The 15,183-nt window shown below is 65.5% G+C and carries 11 protein-coding genes; 3 read left to right on the forward strand and 8 right to left on the reverse strand.

The genetic code is table 11. The features are described 5' to 3' along the window. Window positions 1-26: 26 nt before the first annotated feature. The 8 genes from AC1Q6E_RS03435 to AC1Q6E_RS03470 all read right to left on the reverse strand — a co-directional run bounded on the left by AC1Q6E_RS03435 (window position 27) and on the right by AC1Q6E_RS03470 (window position 10,279). Window positions 27-707, reverse strand: a complete 681-nt coding sequence (locus tag AC1Q6E_RS03435; RefSeq protein WP_152797720.1) for an anti-sigma factor — start codon at window positions 705-707, stop codon at window positions 27-29. After that, window positions 704-1,273: a sigma-70 family RNA polymerase sigma factor gene (locus AC1Q6E_RS03440; protein ID WP_492572209.1), complete on the reverse strand. Its 570-nt coding sequence runs from the start codon at window positions 1,271-1,273 to the stop codon at window positions 704-706. Before AC1Q6E_RS03440 ends, AC1Q6E_RS03435 begins: the two co-directional genes overlap by 4 nt. Window positions 1,274-1,334: 61 nt before the next feature. Continuing rightward, complete coding sequence (locus tag AC1Q6E_RS03445; protein ID WP_296560019.1) at window positions 1,335-1,871, reverse strand: DUF3455 domain-containing protein; 537 nt, start codon at window positions 1,869-1,871, stop codon at window positions 1,335-1,337. 162 nt (window positions 1,872-2,033) lie between these two features. Then, window positions 2,034-2,771 (reverse strand): response regulator transcription factor, encoded by a 738-nt coding sequence (locus tag AC1Q6E_RS03450; protein ID WP_296559988.1) that lies wholly within the window; start codon window positions 2,769-2,771, stop codon window positions 2,034-2,036. A gap of 14 nt (window positions 2,772-2,785) precedes the next feature. Continuing rightward, on the reverse strand, window positions 2,786-4,279 hold the full coding sequence (locus tag AC1Q6E_RS03455) for a capsule assembly Wzi family protein (RefSeq protein ID WP_492572210.1): 1,494 nt from the start codon (window positions 4,277-4,279) through the stop codon (window positions 2,786-2,788). Between the two features lie 41 nt (window positions 4,280-4,320). Continuing rightward, window positions 4,321-7,479: an efflux RND transporter permease subunit gene (locus tag AC1Q6E_RS03460; RefSeq protein ID WP_152795514.1), complete on the reverse strand. Its 3,159-nt coding sequence runs from the start codon at window positions 7,477-7,479 to the stop codon at window positions 4,321-4,323. Between the two features lie 3 nt (window positions 7,480-7,482). Continuing rightward, the gene (locus AC1Q6E_RS03465; RefSeq protein WP_492572211.1) at window positions 7,483-8,742 is read right to left on the reverse strand and encodes an efflux RND transporter periplasmic adaptor subunit; all 1,260 of its coding nucleotides are present in this window, start codon (window positions 8,740-8,742) and stop codon (window positions 7,483-7,485) included. 115 nt (window positions 8,743-8,857) lie between these two features. Continuing rightward, on the reverse strand, window positions 8,858-10,279 hold the full coding sequence (locus AC1Q6E_RS03470; RefSeq protein ID WP_492572212.1) for an efflux transporter outer membrane subunit: 1,422 nt from the start codon (window positions 10,277-10,279) through the stop codon (window positions 8,858-8,860). Window positions 10,280-10,650: 371 nt separating this feature from the next. On the opposite strand from AC1Q6E_RS03470, the gene AC1Q6E_RS03475 reads away from it, so the two are divergent. From AC1Q6E_RS03475 to AC1Q6E_RS03485, 3 genes are all read left to right on the forward strand, one after another. Beyond that, window positions 10,651-10,854, forward strand: coding sequence for a hypothetical protein (locus AC1Q6E_RS03475; RefSeq protein WP_296559977.1), 204 nt, complete (start codon window positions 10,651-10,653; stop codon window positions 10,852-10,854). Window positions 10,855-10,916: 62 nt separating this feature from the next. Beyond that, entirely contained in the window at window positions 10,917-11,366 is a 450-nt protein-coding gene (locus AC1Q6E_RS03480; protein WP_492572213.1) for a hypothetical protein, read from the forward strand. Beyond that, window positions 11,363-15,181 (forward strand): hypothetical protein, encoded by a 3,819-nt coding sequence (locus AC1Q6E_RS03485; protein WP_492572214.1) that lies wholly within the window; start codon window positions 11,363-11,365, stop codon window positions 15,179-15,181. Before AC1Q6E_RS03480 ends, AC1Q6E_RS03485 begins: the two co-directional genes overlap by 4 nt. Window positions 15,182-15,183 lie beyond the last annotated feature (2 nt).

Here is a 15,183-nt window from a genome sequence, read left to right on the forward strand (position 1 = left end):
TCTCGCCGCCAGGGATACCATCCGATTCACATCAGTTTGACGGTACGTCCGATGAACTGGATCGGTCCGGTCGGGCGACCGGTCGGCGAACCGCCCACCGGTTCGAGCGTCAGCTCGAAGAGCTGATTGGGCTCCAGCGGCGGCATGCTGCTCGACGGTACCCGCAGGCTCTGGTTCGGCTTGACCAGGCCCAGCGAAAGCGGCGCGCTCCAGCTATCGGCCTTGGTCCAGAACTGCAGTTCCCTGCCCGTGGGGATGTCAACCGGCGTCAACGGCACAAGTTCGATCAGGTCGTGGGCATGGGCCTGTACCAGCCACCCCGGGGTCTGCGACTGCGGGGCGACGAGCACCACCAGGTATTGCGGAGCCGGGTTGGGCTGATACGCGAACAGCAAGACAGCCATCAGGGCCGCCGCCGCGAACCCCGCCGCCGACAGCCCCCGCCAGAAGGCGAGGCTGTCCCACCACTCGTTCCGCGCGCGGCGCGGCCCGGTCGAGCCAGCGATGCGGCGCCAGAGTGCCGGCGAAGGGGAGTGGGGCGGGGCCAGCGACGCCAGCGGCAGCAGCCTTGCCTCCCACTCGCCCACGGCCCGGGCCAGATCCTCATCGTGGGGCAGACGGGCCCGCACCGCGCGCCGGGTAGCGGCATCCTGCGTGCCCAGGACATACTCGGCAGCCAATGAGTCGATGTCGTCATCCAGGCTCATGACAGACACTCCTTGAGCGCCTTGAGGCTGCGGCTGATCCAGGCCTTGATCGTGCCCAGGGGCGTCTCCATGCGCTCGGCAATCTCGGCGTGCGTCAACCCATCCAGGTAGGCGTAGACGATGCAAGACTGCCTGTCGGCCGGCAACGCGTCCAGGCAGGGCTGCATGCGCGCTACGTGGTCGCTCCAGTCAGGAGCGCGCCGGGCATCCTGCCACTGCGTCATCGCGGCGTCGGTTTCGAGACGAGCGCTTTCCGCTTCGGAAGGAACCACCACGCGCGCATGGTCCCGGACGAAGTTGAGGGCGAGATGGCGCGTGATGCTGTATATCCAGCCCCGTGCCGAGCCGCGTTGCGGATCGAAACGACGGGCCTCTTTCCAGATGTTGACGAAGGCGTCGTGCACGACGTCCTCGGCCAGGGCGGTGTCACCGACGATGCGCCGGGCCACGCCCAGCAGGCGGGGGCTTTCCTGGCGGTACAGGCGCTCGAGCGCCTCGTGGCGCCCGGCCGCGCAGGCGCTCAGGGCCGCTTCGTAGTCGAACGTCACGTCTGGAAGATCCGGCATGGGTTCCCCGCGGCAAAGCCGGCACGCTGCCAGCTTGCCGCATGATAACGGGAAGTCCGGTTCAACCGGCCTTCCAGAAGATGTAATCGGCCTGATAGGGAACCGTGGTTTTCTGCCCGGCCGCGCAGGCCGCCTGCGGCGCCACACCTCCCTTGAGCGCGACCCGCTGGATATGGGTCACGCCGGTCAACGCGCCGCTGCCGACGACAGGATTGGCCCTGACGAGCTGATAGGGCAGGTTGCCCGCGCCGGCGGGCGCCACCGCGACCTGGGTGCCGGTCAGCTTGGAGCCGTCGTTCGCCTCCCAGGTGGCGGGCGGTCCGTAGTAGGTGCCGACCTGCCTGCCTTGACGATCCTTCAACACCGCCTTCGGACCGGCAAACACCCATTCGGTCTGGTCCTTCATATTCTCCTTGGCCTTGCATTCATAGGTGATATCGCCCGTGCCCACCGTTTCCCAGGCAACCGCGTTGCCGGCGGGAACCTGGATCGGCGGGGGCAGATCGGCCTGCGAATAGGTGCCGGCCGCCATCGCGGTGCATGCGCCCAGCGCGACAAGACTCAGTGCTGCGAGGCCGGACTTACGGATGGATTGCATGGCAGATCTCCTTGGTCGCGGCAGCCACGTCATGTGGGTGCCTCAGGAGGTACTACCCGCCAGGTCGCGATCTGGATGCAGTCAGGTTCTTGCTCCGAGTTCCTGATCCTTGCCATGAATCCATGAGTGACTTTACATAATATACATTATGCGTATAAAAACTCAGGCCCGAGAACCGTCGCGGAGCCCGTCTGATTCTTCATCCACTTCCTGTTCGACGGCCGGCAGGCATTCCGACAGCATATAGCCCCGTCCCCGCACGGTATGCAGCAACGGGTCGGGGAATCCGGTCTCGATGCGCGCCCGGATTCGGCTGACCAGAAGATCGACCGCGTTGTACTTCACGGACTGGTCCCCCCATACCGCCTTGAGCAGGACTTCGCGGGCGACCGGCTGGCGGGCCTGTTCCGCCAGCGTTTGCAGGAGCCGCAGCATCCGGGGCTGCATGGGGATCCGGATGCCTGCCCGGCTGACCTGGCGGCGTATCAAGTCGATCTGCAGGTCGCCGACCTGCAGGAGGTCCGGCTTGGACGGCCGGCCGAACCGGCGGGCGCGCGACTCGATGCGGGCATACAGCTCCGAGAACGCGATCGGGATGGGCAGGTATTCGTCGGCGCCCTCATGCAGCGCCCGGACCACCGTGGCCGTATCGGCGCCGCTGCCGAGCATCGCGACCAGGCCCTCGTGGCCGGTTCGGCGCAACATCGCCACCAGTTGGATGCTGTCGGCCGTGGTATCGCTCAGGAGTTCGATCAGCAGGAGTTCCCAGGGCTCGTCCAGCGCGCTCCGGATCCCGTCGAGATCGAAACCATGAACGGTCACGACATGGCCCATTTCCCGAAAGCCGTTGCGCAGGTACCGGGCAAGCGCCGGGTCCCGCAGGAGAATAAGGCAGCGCATGGCTGTGACCGGAGCTAGAGCTTGGACAGCGGGATGTTGGCGGTCAACATCAGGCTGGCGATGTCATGGATGGCCGGGTCGTGGCTGCGCAGGTAGACCAGCCCCGCGCGCAGCGTGACGGGACGGATGCTCCAATCCACCGTGAGTTCGGCGCCGGTCCATCGATTCTTGTTGGGGAACGCCTGGTTGATCACCTGGCTCAGCGGGTTGACGTCGGCGTGCAGGAGGCGCGCGCCGTAGCGCGAGAAATGCCGGGTATCGTCCGGCACCACGCTCAGGCCCACGGTAACCATGCGGCCATCGCCGCCAATGGGGTAGCCCAGCGGCAGGCCATCCTGGTAGAGGCCGTTGCGGTAGGTATGGTGGGCGTAGGCCACGCCGGGATTGCCGGCGGCGCGTCCGAACAGGCGCCTGACCATGGTATCGGCGGCCTCGGCGTGCCACTGCAGCCGGGTCGTGCCGACCAGGTGCTTGAACTGCACGCCGGTCAGCGCGATGTACTTGGATGGCAGGTGCCCTGCCTCGTCTTCGCCGGCGAGCTGGCCGTACACCACGAATGGATTGCCGAATACGAGCATCGAATAGCGGGCATCGAAGCCCGACAGCTCGTTGCTTGGGTCAGGCTTGATCTCGTTGGAGTTGCCGGTAATCGCTTTCCAGAAAGTGCCGATCCCCGATGGGCGCCCTGCTCCCCCCCATTCGATGAAACGCGACGCGCCCAGCTCCAGCCCCGGCAGCGGCCGCACGAACACGCGCATGTTGAAGATGCGGGTACCCGGTACGGCCGTGTCGTGCTGCAATTGCCCGGCAAAGACGTTGTAGCCCCATGGACCGACCCATGACAGCCACGGGGACGAGAAGGCGCGTTGTTGCGCCCGCTGCAGGCCGATGCCGGGAATGGGCGTCGCGGCATTGCCCCAGTTGACGCTGCCGTCCATGCCGGGGCCCCACCAGTGGTTCAGGGCGCCGGCATAGGCGACCTGCCCCAGGAACGACGCGGCGACGTAGCTGCCCTCGAGGTTGCCCGAGGCCTGCCTGGATGTAATCGGACTGGCGAGCGCGTTCACCTGGAGCTTCCCGGCGATCGCGCCGCTGCCCGTCTGTACGTACGCCCCGCCGGAGGCCTGTCCGCGCGGCTGGCTGGCGAAGCCCAGCACCGGCGACCGGTCGGTATTGAGCCCGGCCACCAGCCCATGGCTGGATTGGCCGTGCTGCGCCACGATGCGCTCGACGTTGCGCAGCGCGACCTGGTCGGCCTGGCTGAGCGGAACCGGCGCGCGTCGGGCCAGCGCATCTTCCAATGCGGCCAGGGGCAGCGGCCAGGTAGACGTCGTCAGGTCGATGATCCGCCGGTCGATCAGCCACTGGATGTCTTCCCGCAGCGCCTGGTCGCCCGCCTCGATCATGACGGCGGTCTCCGCCGCCGTCGCGACGTGTCCGGCCACGCCGGATACGCAGGCGATGATCGCCAGCGTCCCGTGTGTCCAGGTCTTGATTGCTTTTCTCATGGGCATCGAGGCCCCCCATTTTTTTATTTACCCGCGCCGGATCATGCCGAAGCGGTTGCCGGCGGTCCGGAAGGCGGTTTGCGTCCTTGCCTCGAGAACAGCGCGATCAGCACTGGAAAGATGATCAATACGAGCAAGGGCGCCACCGATATCCCACCGACCACCACCAGCGCCAGTGGCCGCTGGACCTGGGCGCCGATCGCGGTGGAGAACGCGGCCGGCAGCAATCCCACGGCAGCCGCGAGGCAGGTCATCATGACCGGCCGGAACCGGACCGAGCATGCCTCGATGACCGCGGCCGTCCGCTCCATTCCTTCCCTGGCCAACTGGTTGAAGTAGGACAGCAGGATGATCCCCTCCATCACGGCGATGCCGAACAGCGCGATGAATCCGATGGCGGCCGATACGCTGAACGGGGTACCGGTCACGAAAAGCGCGAAGATGCCGCCCACCATGGCCATCGGAATCACGCTCAGTCCAAGCGCGGTATCGGTCAGGGAAGCGAAGGTCGTGTACAGCAGCAAGGCGATCAGCACCAGCGTGATGGGTACGATGACCTTGAGGCGATCGATGGCTTCCTGCAGATTCCCGAACTGGCCCGCCCATTCGATGTGATAGCCGGGAGGCAGGTCCAGTTCGGCGATACGGGCCTGGGCATCCTTGATGGCGCTGCCCAGGTCGCGGTCGCGCACGCTGAACTTGATGGGGATGTAGCGTTGCTGGCCTTCCCGATAGATGTATGCGGGGCCCGACACCAGCTCGATGGTGGCGATCTCTGTCAGGGGCACCTGGACCATCTTGCCGCTTTCGTCGTTGCGCACCCCCACGGTCAGGCGTTTGATCGTCTCGATGTCGTGCCGGTATTCCGGCGCCAGGCGCACCCGGATCGGGAAATAGCGATCGCTGCCGGGTTCGTACAGGTTGCCGGCCTCGGTGCCCCCCACCGCTGCCTGCACGGCGGCGTTGACCGCGCCGGTGTCCAGGCCGTAGCGCCCTGCGGCGGCCCGGTCGACGCGGATATTGAGGGTCGGCTGTCCGAGCAAGGTGTAGGCGCTCAGGTCGGTGATGCCCGGTACGGTGTCCATGACGTCCTTGATCCTGTTCGCCGTCCGCTGCAACGTGTCCAGGTCATAACCGTAGAGTTTGACGGTGTTCTCCCCTTTCACGCCCGAGATCGATTCGGCGACGTTGTCCTGCAGATACTGCGAGAAATTGAATTCCACGCCGGGATATTCAGACTGCAGTTTCTCGTTCAGTTCGCGGATCAGGCCAGGCTTGTCCAGTCCCTTGCGCCATTGCGAACGCGGGGCCAGCGGGACGTTGAACTCGGCGTTGAAGAATCCGTTGGAATCCGTGCCATCGTCGGTCCGGCCTTGCTGTGACACGACCGTCAGCACCTCGGGCACGGACTTGATCGTCTGCCGCATGCGGTTCACCGTGTCGTTCCCCGCCTCCAGCGAGATCGAGGCAGGCATGGTGGCGCGCACCCACATGTTGCCCTCTTCCAGCGCGGGCAGGAACTCCAGGCCCAGTCCCCGGCCCGCCAGCACGGACGCGGCGACCAGCGCGAGCGCGACGATGATGGTCACCGGCTTGTGCGTCATGGCCTTGTTCAGGACGGGCAGGTAGACGGCGCGCAGTTTGCGCACGACCCAGGTATCCCGGTGCGAGACCTTGTCGGACAGCAGCCGCGAACTGAGCGCCGGCGCGACGGTGAAGGTCGCGATCAGGCCGCCAGCCAGGGCGTAGGCATAGGTCTTGGCCATGGGGCCGAAGATGTGGCCTTCGACGCCGCTCAGGGTGAACAGCGGCAGGAATCCGGCCAGGATGATGATGGCCGAGAAGAGGATGGGCTTGCTCACCTCCGTGGCGGCACGGTAGATGGCCGCCAGCTTGTTGTCGAAATCCGCCGGTGCGTATCCTGCCCTGCCCTCGCCCGTTCGGTCGTTGTCGTTGGCCAGGTGCCGGAATATGTTCTCGACCATGATGACCGTGGCATCGATGATCAATCCGAAGTCGATCGCGCCTATCGAGAGCAGGTTGGCCGATTCTCCTCGCAGCACCATGATCGATATCGCGAAGCAGAAGGCGAACGGAATCGCGGATGCCACGACGATCGCGCTGCGCAGGTCGCCCAGGAACAGCCACTGCACGAGAAAGACCAGGGCCACGCCGAACAGGATGTTGTGCAGCACGGTCTTGGTCGTGATGGCGATGAGATCGCTGCGGTCGTAGATGCGTTCGATGCGTACGCCGGGGGGCAGCAGGTCCGAGTGGTTGATGCGTTCGACCTCCGCCTTGACGCGTTCGATCACGGGCGTGCTCTGCTCGCCACGGCGCATCAGCACGGTGCCCTGGACGATGTCGTCGTTGTCGTCGCGGCCGGCGATACCCAGGCGCGGCAGGTTGCTGACGATCACCTTGCCGACATCGCCCACGCGTACCGGATTGCCATTGACCTGGGCCAGCAGCGTGTTGCGGATGTCGTCGACATCCTGGATGAGGCCCACGCCCCGGACCACGGCCGACTGCATGCCGATGTTGACGGTCTGGCCTCCCACGTTGACGTTGCTGCTTTCGAGCTTGTCGACCAGCTCCGCGATGCTCAGTCCGTAGGACGAGAGCTTGCCGGTATCGACCTGGACCTCGAAGGTCTTGGTCTTGCCGCCCCAGCTGGATACGTCGAGAACACCGGGAACGGCGCGGAAACGACGGGCCAGTACCCAGTCCTGCAGGGTGCGCAGATCCAGGACGCTGTAGCCCGGCGGGCCGACCAGTTGGTAGCGATAGACCTCGCCGATCGGACTCCAGGGCGAGATCTCCGGTTGCGCGCCGTTCTGCAGGGGCGGCAACTGGCTGAGCAGGTTCAATACCTTTTGCAGCGCCTCGTCATAGGTCAGGTCGTAGGTGAACTGCAGGCGCACGTCAGACAGCCCGAACAGCGAGATCGAGCGGATGGCGTTCAGGTGCTGGGCGGTGGTCAGCCCGGTTTCGACGGGGATCGTGATGTAGCGTTCGATGTCCTCGGCCGACTGGCCGGGGTTCTGCGTAATCACCTGGACCGAGGGCGGGACCGGATCCGGATAGGCCTCGATGTTGAGCTGGGCGAACGTGACCAGTCCCAGTCCCAGCAGGACCACGAACATGGCGATGACGAGCGTCCTGAGTCTCAGGACGGACTGGATGAGAGATTGCATCATGGCTTACTTGCTCGCGGTACGCAGCGTCGCTGCCCGGTCGATGAAGAGGCTGCCGCCGCTGACGACCTTGTCGCCTTCCGCGAGACCGTCGACGATTTGCACCAGGTCGCCATTCACCACTCCGGTCCTGACCGGGCGCAACTCGACCGCGCCGTCGTCATGGGCGATCCAGACCCTTTCCATGCTGCCTTCGTGGATGACGGCCTGCTTCGGGATAGCGGGGCTCGGGGCCGTCCGGTCGATGACGATCCGCACGTTCGCGAACATCTCCGGCTTGAGCACGCCCGTGGCGTTGTCCACCGAGGCGCGCACCAAGAGACGCCTGCTCTCGGGGTCCAGCGAGGATCCGACATAGTCGACCTTGGCCTGGAACCTTTGGCCGGGCAAGGTCAGGATGCTGAAATCCACGTTCTGCCCGACCTTGACGAGGGCCGCTTCCGCCTCTCTCACGTAGCCGGCCAGCCAGACGCGGGATACGTCGCCGACGAGCAGCGCGGGCGTGCCATCGGCGGCCCCCGCGTCCAGGTACTGGCCAGGGCCGACGTTGCGCTGCAGGACGATGCCCGCGATGGGCGAGTAGACGGGCGCGTCGGGAGAGATCTTGCCTGTCTCCCGGAAGCGGGCGATCTCGGCATCGGTCTTGCCCAGCAGCAGCAAGCGGTTGCGCACCGCCTGCAGGGCGATCTCGGAGGAGTGAAGATCCGTCTGGGCGGCGGTCAGGGCGGCACGGGCCTCGTCCCAGTCCTTTTTCGGGACCGCCTCGTCCTGGTAGAGCGAGGCCAGCCGCTGTTCCACCACGGAGGTCAGCTCGACCTGGGTTTTCGCTTTGTTGATGTCGCCGAGGACCGAGACGAAATCCTTTTGCGCGTCGATGGAGTCCGCCGCTTCCACGACAAACAACTGCTGCCCGCGCGTGACGCGGTCGCCGGAGCCCGCCAGCAGTTTCGTGACCCGCCCGCTGAACGGCGCGAAGATGCGCGTGGCCCGGTTCTCATCGATGGCGATCTTGCCTTCGGTCGTCACCTGGGTATCGAACACTTTCATCTGGACCGGTTGTACCGCCAGGGCTTTCCATTGCCGCTCGGTGGGGCGGAAGAGTTTGTCGCTGGTTTCCGGCTGCGGCGCGGCGACGGCTTTGTTGCCGCCATGCCGCATGGACCAGACGCCCGCCACCGCGGCGACCGCGATCACGGCGGCCAGGACGGTCCGGGTCCTGGTGAAGACTGGCGCTGCCGCCTTGGAGTTGTCTTTCCTGTCCATCATGCGTTCCATAGGGCGCGGACGGCGCGTGCGAGCGCAGCCACGCAGCCTCTCCTGAGTTGCGTATCGGTTGAAGGGGAAGGGTTTCCGGATGCGCTGGCGGGCGCATCCTCGCGTATCAGTCGGCCTTGCTTGCCACCATGGTGTCGTCAGGGCGGTTCCACCACCCTCCTCCCAACGCCTGGAAGAGCGCCGCGGTATCGGCCAATCTGTTGGCCTGGGCCTGGGCTCGGGAAATCACCGCCTCCTGGTAGGTCTGCTGGCTGCTCAACAGCGCCAGCACATCCACCTGCCCGGCGGTGAGCTGTTTCTGGACGAGGGACAAGGCGCGTGTCGCGGCCTGTTCCGTGCGCGCGGCGGCCCGGAGTGCCGCCGCGTCGGCCTGCAAGGCGTAGAGCGTGTCCGCCACGTCCTGGAAGGCGCCGATCACGGTCTCCTTGTATTGCGCCGCCGCCTGGTCGAAGGCGGCTTCCGCTGCCCGCTTCTGGTAGAGCAGCGTGCCGCCGGCGAACAGGGTCTGGCTGATTTCGCCGACCACGCTCCAGAAGGGATTGCCGGCCGCGAACATATGGCCGAAGGCCATGGCCGCGCCGCCGCCGACAGCGGTGATCGAGAATTGCGGAAGCATGTCCGCGGTCGCCACGCCTATCGCGGCGCTCGCCGCGTGCAATTGCGCCTGCGCGCCTCGTACGTCCGGTCGCTGGGTCACCAGTTGCGAAGGCAGGCTGACCGGGAGCTCATGGGGCAGGTCCAGGCCGGACAGGCGGAACTGGTGGCCGGGCGCCTGGTTGGGAAACCCGCCGGTCAACGCCGCGAGCATGTTGCGGGACCGCTCCAATTGTTTTTGCAGATCGGGCAGCGCTTGCTGGAACTGGGCCAGCGCGCTTTCCGCCAGCGCTACGTCGGTTCCCGCCGCGTACCCGAGCGTGAACTGCTTCTTGAGTATGTCCAGCGACCGGGTGGCGCTGGCGATGATGGCCTGGGTCGCCTCGATCTGCTCGACCAGCGATGCCTGCTCGACCGCCGTGGCCACGACGTTGGCCGCCAGGGTCAGGTAGGTGGCCTCCAACTGGAACCGCTGCGCTTCCTCGCTGGCTCGCAATGCCTCGACCTGTCGCCGGTTGCCGCCGAATATGTCGGGGGTATAGCTGACGGCCAACTGCGAGGTATAGAGCGTGAAAGGTGTCTCGCCGGCATTTTTCTGGCGGGACGGCGAGAAATTGGCCTGGACCCTGGGCAGGAAGTAGCCCCGCTGGGCCTGCACATAGGCATGGGCCTGGCGCAGCGCGGCCTGCGCGGCCGCCACCGAGGGATGGGAGGTGAGCGATTGGTCGACCAGCGCGTTCAACTCGGGCGAGCGGAACAGCATCCACCAACGGTGAGGGATGTCCATGCCCTCCAGGAATTGTTGTGCCTGCCCATCCTTGACCGGCGTGGACTCGGTGGTTGCGGAAAATCCAGGGCGCGTGAGCGCGGCCCCGGCGGGGGCGTCCGGCTGGCGGAAATCCGGCCCGACCGCACAGCCTGCGAGCGTCGCCACGGCGAGGACGATCGGCCACCGCCGCATGCCTCCGGTTGAGCTGACGCGAATTGAAGATGCTGCCACGATAGCCACGCTCCCTGGATGGCCGGTTGAACGAAACACGACGTTTGAAACTTGAGGAATTGTAAAAAGCGGGAACCTGTCGTGGGGCATCCCGCGGTTACAAAACAGCAAGATGTTCGCGGTATCTGATTACGATTCAGCAATAACTGCGACAGATAGGCGGTAATCGGGAAATCCGCCGAACGCGTGCCCTGTCCCCCCTGAGGAGTACCGAACCCTCCTGCCTGACGAACCCCTGACATGGGAGGTCAGCGTCGCGGGGCCCTGCCTGACTAAGCTGGAGCCCTGTCGTCAGGAGATGCACCATGAAAGACTTCCATCGCCACGCATGCCTCCCCCAGGCCGCGCGCAAAGCCGCCAGCCCGGACGGCGTTCGCACCTCGCACGATCCCCTTGCCTTCCAATACGGCCTGGCGCTGTTCGCCAAGATCCAGCTCAGGGATTCGCTCAAGGAGGCGCCACGCGGTTTGCAGCAAAGTGCTACCCGGCCTTCGGAACCTTCTCGCTGACTCGCGTTACCTATTTCGGAAAGGCGCATGCCTCTTGATCGAACACTTTTCCGAGATAGAACATGATTACTCCAACGACCGGCGGCGCGACTCCCGGGCTGTATAGCCTCGCGCCCGCCCCTGGCCGCTCCTCCCCTCCCCCGCCGACGCCCCCCGCAGCGTCCAGGACGAATGCCCCGGCCGCCAGCGTGCGCGGAACAAAGACCTTTCTTTCCAAGGCGATGAGCGTGTTCCTATCCAAAACGGACATGGCCATACGCGAAATCAAAGCTCGGTTGAAGGAGTACGAAGCCTCCCCGACGACGGAGCTGGGCCAGACTATCGTCGCGCTACACCGGCAGTTGCTGGATGCCGCGCCGCCGGCATCGTTGGACGGAAGCTACGGCCGCCATCAATCGGTGGAAATGGATAACCCGGAAGGGATGAAGTTCCTGGAAAAAATCTCGCCGATCTCCAGGCAGGTCGAAAAGATAAGATCCGAAATCGACATGGCTCCTGACAGGGCGTCATGACTCACCGGATTTCCTCCCACTCCGCCGGCCGGGCTGGCGGGCACGATCCGGCCCCTTCCGGCAGGGCCGGCGTATCCGGCCCTGCGCAGAAGGTGGAGAGTTTTCTCTTCCGGGGCACCTTCAAGGCCTATGGCAAGCACAGCGCCAATGCCAAGGCCTGGGTGAAGCTTTATTGCAACCTGAAAGCCGCCAAGGCAGGTTTGAAGCCGTTGATCAAACAGGCCGACCATGAGTTGGCCGAGATCCAGTCGCGGTACCTGTGGCTAGAAGAGGAAGCTCTGTCGATCAATGCGCAGTTGGCCGATTTCGCCTGCCTGCGGGCGTCCCCCCATGCGGCCCATCTGTTGTACGAAAAGATCGAGGGGGACGCGGTGTTGGCGCAGATGCTGAAAGTCGCCCGGCTCGAGCGTAGCGACAAGGAGCTGGCCGGCCTGCGCGATGAAAAGCAGGACTGCGAACACAAGCTGGAAGCTGCGCGCGCCCGTCTCGAGGAACTCGAAACCCGGCGCGCGCATGCGAAAAGCAAGGCAAAAGACAAAAGCGCCAAGCACCGCTCTCCGGCACACGTCGAACCGTCCCGGGACGCGATCCGGGCTGCCCGCAACAAGGTGGCGAATCTGGAGTCCGACATCGCCACGCTGGCGGCATCGATCGCCGAAGCGCGGTATCTGGCCAATGAAAGGAATGCTGTCCTGGCGCCGTTCCGCCAGGCCGTGGCCGACCTGGCGTCAGGCTTGCGTGCGGCCGGCGTGTCCGAACAGGAGGAAACAGCCATCAAGCCCTTGATGCTGCGCCTGGACGAGGTCTACGAGCATCACGCCCAACTCCACACGATCCTGGAGCAGGCCGAGCTATCCCCGATCTGCCTGGACACCGGTGAAGTCCTGTTTTTCGGACTCCATAGCGCGGCGCAACTGAAGGACTTGCTCGCCACGGTGCGGGCTGAACTTCTTTACACCGAACAATTCATCACGGCGGACATAAAACGCCTGAAACTCTCGAGGACGCGCGAGCACGACCGATGGAAACCCACCAGGTTTCGGCCCCTGCAAGCTACCTACGACTATTCCCTGGAGGCCGGCGCGGAGCCCGAGGCGCCAGCCTGGCAAGTGGCCGCTGACGACGGTGACCACCTCGCATCGCCGCCGTGCGGCGACCCGCGCAGCCCGGTCGTCGCCCCGCTGCAGACGCGCGAGGACGCGCCGCAGGAACCGGAAGCGCAGCCTGCTGCCGACCTTGGGATCGAGAGTCCGGGCAGGCAGGCGGGCACGCCGTCGGACACGGCCGACGAAAGCAGCGCGGCGAGTGAAGCGGAAGACTCGGAGGATTCCGTCGAGACCTCCGAAGAGGAGGACGACAGCGACGACGAGCAGGTTTCCGACAACGAGGAGGGACCTCGATTGCCGCGTTCCCCTTCTCCCGCTGTCGTGGCCGTCGCCATGCCGGATGCGGGCCAGGCAAGCTCCAGTCAGACCATGGCGCACAGCCAGGCGCCTGCCGGCAGCGTTGGCCAAGACAGCGAAGACTCCACCGACGTCGATGATTCGGAGGATTCAGTGGAGTCGTCCGAAGACGAGGATGACAGCGACGACGAGCAGGTTTCCGGCGATGACTCGGAGGCGCGATTACCGCAAGACTTGCCCGAGCCCGAGCCCGAGCCCGAGCCCACGGCCACGCCCATGGCCACGGCCACGGCCACGGCCACGGCCAAGGCCAGCGAGGCAGGCGTTCCCCCTCGCCCTGGTTCACCGCCCCCTGCCCCGCCTCGGCGCTCCAGCCGTTACCACTACCAGGCCGGGGATGTCGACGACAAATGGTCGCACTGGCCCAGAGAGCCCGTGGACCGGACACCGTTCGAGCCGCGGGTAGCCGATCCTGGCGGGAATGACACGGCCCATCGCCCACTTTTGCTCGGTGACCGGCCGTTCGTTGAAAAACCCCCGGCCGCTACCGTTCCCTCCAGGACGTCCGGCAGCTATGCTTTGGGCGCCGAGCAACTGCGGCAATGGGCAAAAGAGGGGCTCGTGCCCCGTGGCGCTTCCGCGCCGCGGCCCGCGGAGGCCCCCGGCCAGAAAACAGCCGAGACCCCGCGCGGCACGGCACGGCCTGCCGAGCCCGCGGCATCCACGCCCGCGGCAGGCGGGGCGCCCGACCGCCCTTCTCCCGCCGCCCGCGCCTCCGCACCGGATGCCTCTCCGCGGGATCCGCGCCAGCCCTATGTCTGGTCCGGGGATTGGCGCTACCTTCCCCCGGCCATGGCGACCCGGTTGAGCATGGCAATGAGCGGCGGCCTGGCGTGGACGAGCATGCGCCATCCGGACCCTGTCTTTCCGATGTCCGGCAGGCTGAAGGACTTCTATCTCGTCAGGGCAAATCTGCACACGGACCTGGTTTTCACATTGAGCCCCCCCGGGCTGGCCAATCCGACCACCTACACCGTGAAAGCGGGCGACATGCGCGCGCACGTGCTGGAAATACTGCCGCCGCTGGCCTCCCAGGCGGCCCATTCCCCTTTTCGCCGCGGCCAGGCACCGTTCACCGCTCGTTCCAGGGTCCGGGGCGGGCCGGACGACCCTTTGCCGTTCTACAGCAGGGATCCCATGTCGCCGCGCTATGCCGGCATCCGAGGCAAGCAACCCCGCCCGGCGCGCGAATTCGGGGCGAACGACCAGCCTCCCATGTCGGAAAAGGCGTTCTGGCACGAACGTACGCGGCGCACGGACGGCCACGCTTCCAGCCGCCGCGCGACTGGCGCAAGCCGCAAATCCTTCCCTCCCGAACGCGCGGCGGCGCCAGCGGAACCACCGCACATCGACGTGATGCCGATCGCCCTTCGAGACCGCCAAGGAAAAAACCTTCCCGGAATCGATCTGCTGGGCATGGAACTGCGCGAAACCGCCGTGCGCTCGCTCGGCGCTTCCCGAGAAGGACGGCGGGCACCGGCGCGTGCGAGCGACGCGGAAATCATCCAGGCCATGCAGGCAATCGTGGACGACGATCGCGTCCTCAAGAACACTTATCCGAATGCCGTGGCCAATCTGGCCAATGCGAACGCGATCATCGTGCGCCTCATCGATGGCGGGTTTGACCTGCGCATGCTGCTCGACCTCAAAGAAGAGCTGCACTACCCCTACATCAGAGGCGAGAACGTGGCCGAGCCGGCCGGCTTTGCCCAGGCGTTCCGCGACTACGCCGCCAGGCACGCCCAGTATGAACTCCAGGCGGAAGGCAGCGGCCGGCACGCCGTGGAGGAGCCTGAACGCCAGGCAGAATTGCAGCGCCGGCGCGACGCAATGGTTGCGTCCAACGATGACTACAAGGCGTACCTGAAGAAAAAATACCGCAATGTCTTTTCCCTCGATATCAACGCTCCCCTGTTTTCCCAGATGCTCGGACGCATACAGAGCAAGCTCACATCTCATATCAACCAGTTGTCCGCCGACGCCCTGATGCGGGAACTCGACAGACTCAACTATTCCGCCGGGCAAAGGCAGTCGCTGCTGAACAACCTGATCCTGCAAAAAGGCCGATTCGACGATCGCGCCATCGATGCGGTCCCGGCGTTCAAACAGATGATCGAGGACAGGGTGGAAGAGAGACTGCGCCTGCTGGGCCAGCAAGAGCCCGACAAGGTCAGGACAGCCGATCAGCGTAGTGCCCAGCGCGGCAATCTGCGCAAGGACGTGTTGGCCACCGAGGCCCAGGACATGCACGACCGATACCTCGATTCCAGCGAACACGCGGGACTGGCACGGCAGATCAAATCGCGGTATTCGGACGAGGCCTGGCGCTCCGCGATCGACGGGGCGATCTAGAA

The organism is Pigmentiphaga sp. MLSB6-MA01 (assembly GCF_058793475.1).

Coding starts and splice junctions, on each gene's coding strand:
- AC1Q6E_RS03465 (WP_492572211.1), bottom strand. CDS start 8,742: ATGATGGACAGGAAAGACAACTCCAAGGCGGCAGCGCCAGTCTTCACC.
- AC1Q6E_RS03445 (WP_296560019.1), bottom strand. CDS start 1,871: ATGCAATCCATCCGTAAGTCCGGCCTCGCAGCACTGAGTCTTGTCGCG.
- AC1Q6E_RS03485 (WP_492572214.1), top strand. CDS start 11,363: ATGACTCACCGGATTTCCTCCCACTCCGCCGGCCGGGCTGGCGGGCAC.
- AC1Q6E_RS03475 (WP_296559977.1), top strand. CDS start 10,651: ATGAAAGACTTCCATCGCCACGCATGCCTCCCCCAGGCCGCGCGCAAA.
- AC1Q6E_RS03435 (WP_152797720.1), bottom strand. CDS start 707: ATGAGCCTGGATGACGACATCGACTCATTGGCTGCCGAGTATGTCCTG.
- AC1Q6E_RS03455 (WP_492572210.1), bottom strand. CDS start 4,279: ATGAGAAAAGCAATCAAGACCTGGACACACGGGACGCTGGCGATCATC.
- AC1Q6E_RS03460 (WP_152795514.1), bottom strand. CDS start 7,479: ATGATGCAATCTCTCATCCAGTCCGTCCTGAGACTCAGGACGCTCGTC.
- AC1Q6E_RS03480 (WP_492572213.1), top strand. CDS start 10,917: ATGATTACTCCAACGACCGGCGGCGCGACTCCCGGGCTGTATAGCCTC.
- AC1Q6E_RS03450 (WP_296559988.1), bottom strand. CDS start 2,771: ATGCGCTGCCTTATTCTCCTGCGGGACCCGGCGCTTGCCCGGTACCTG.
- AC1Q6E_RS03440 (WP_492572209.1), bottom strand. CDS start 1,273: ATGCCGGATCTTCCAGACGTGACGTTCGACTACGAAGCGGCCCTGAGC.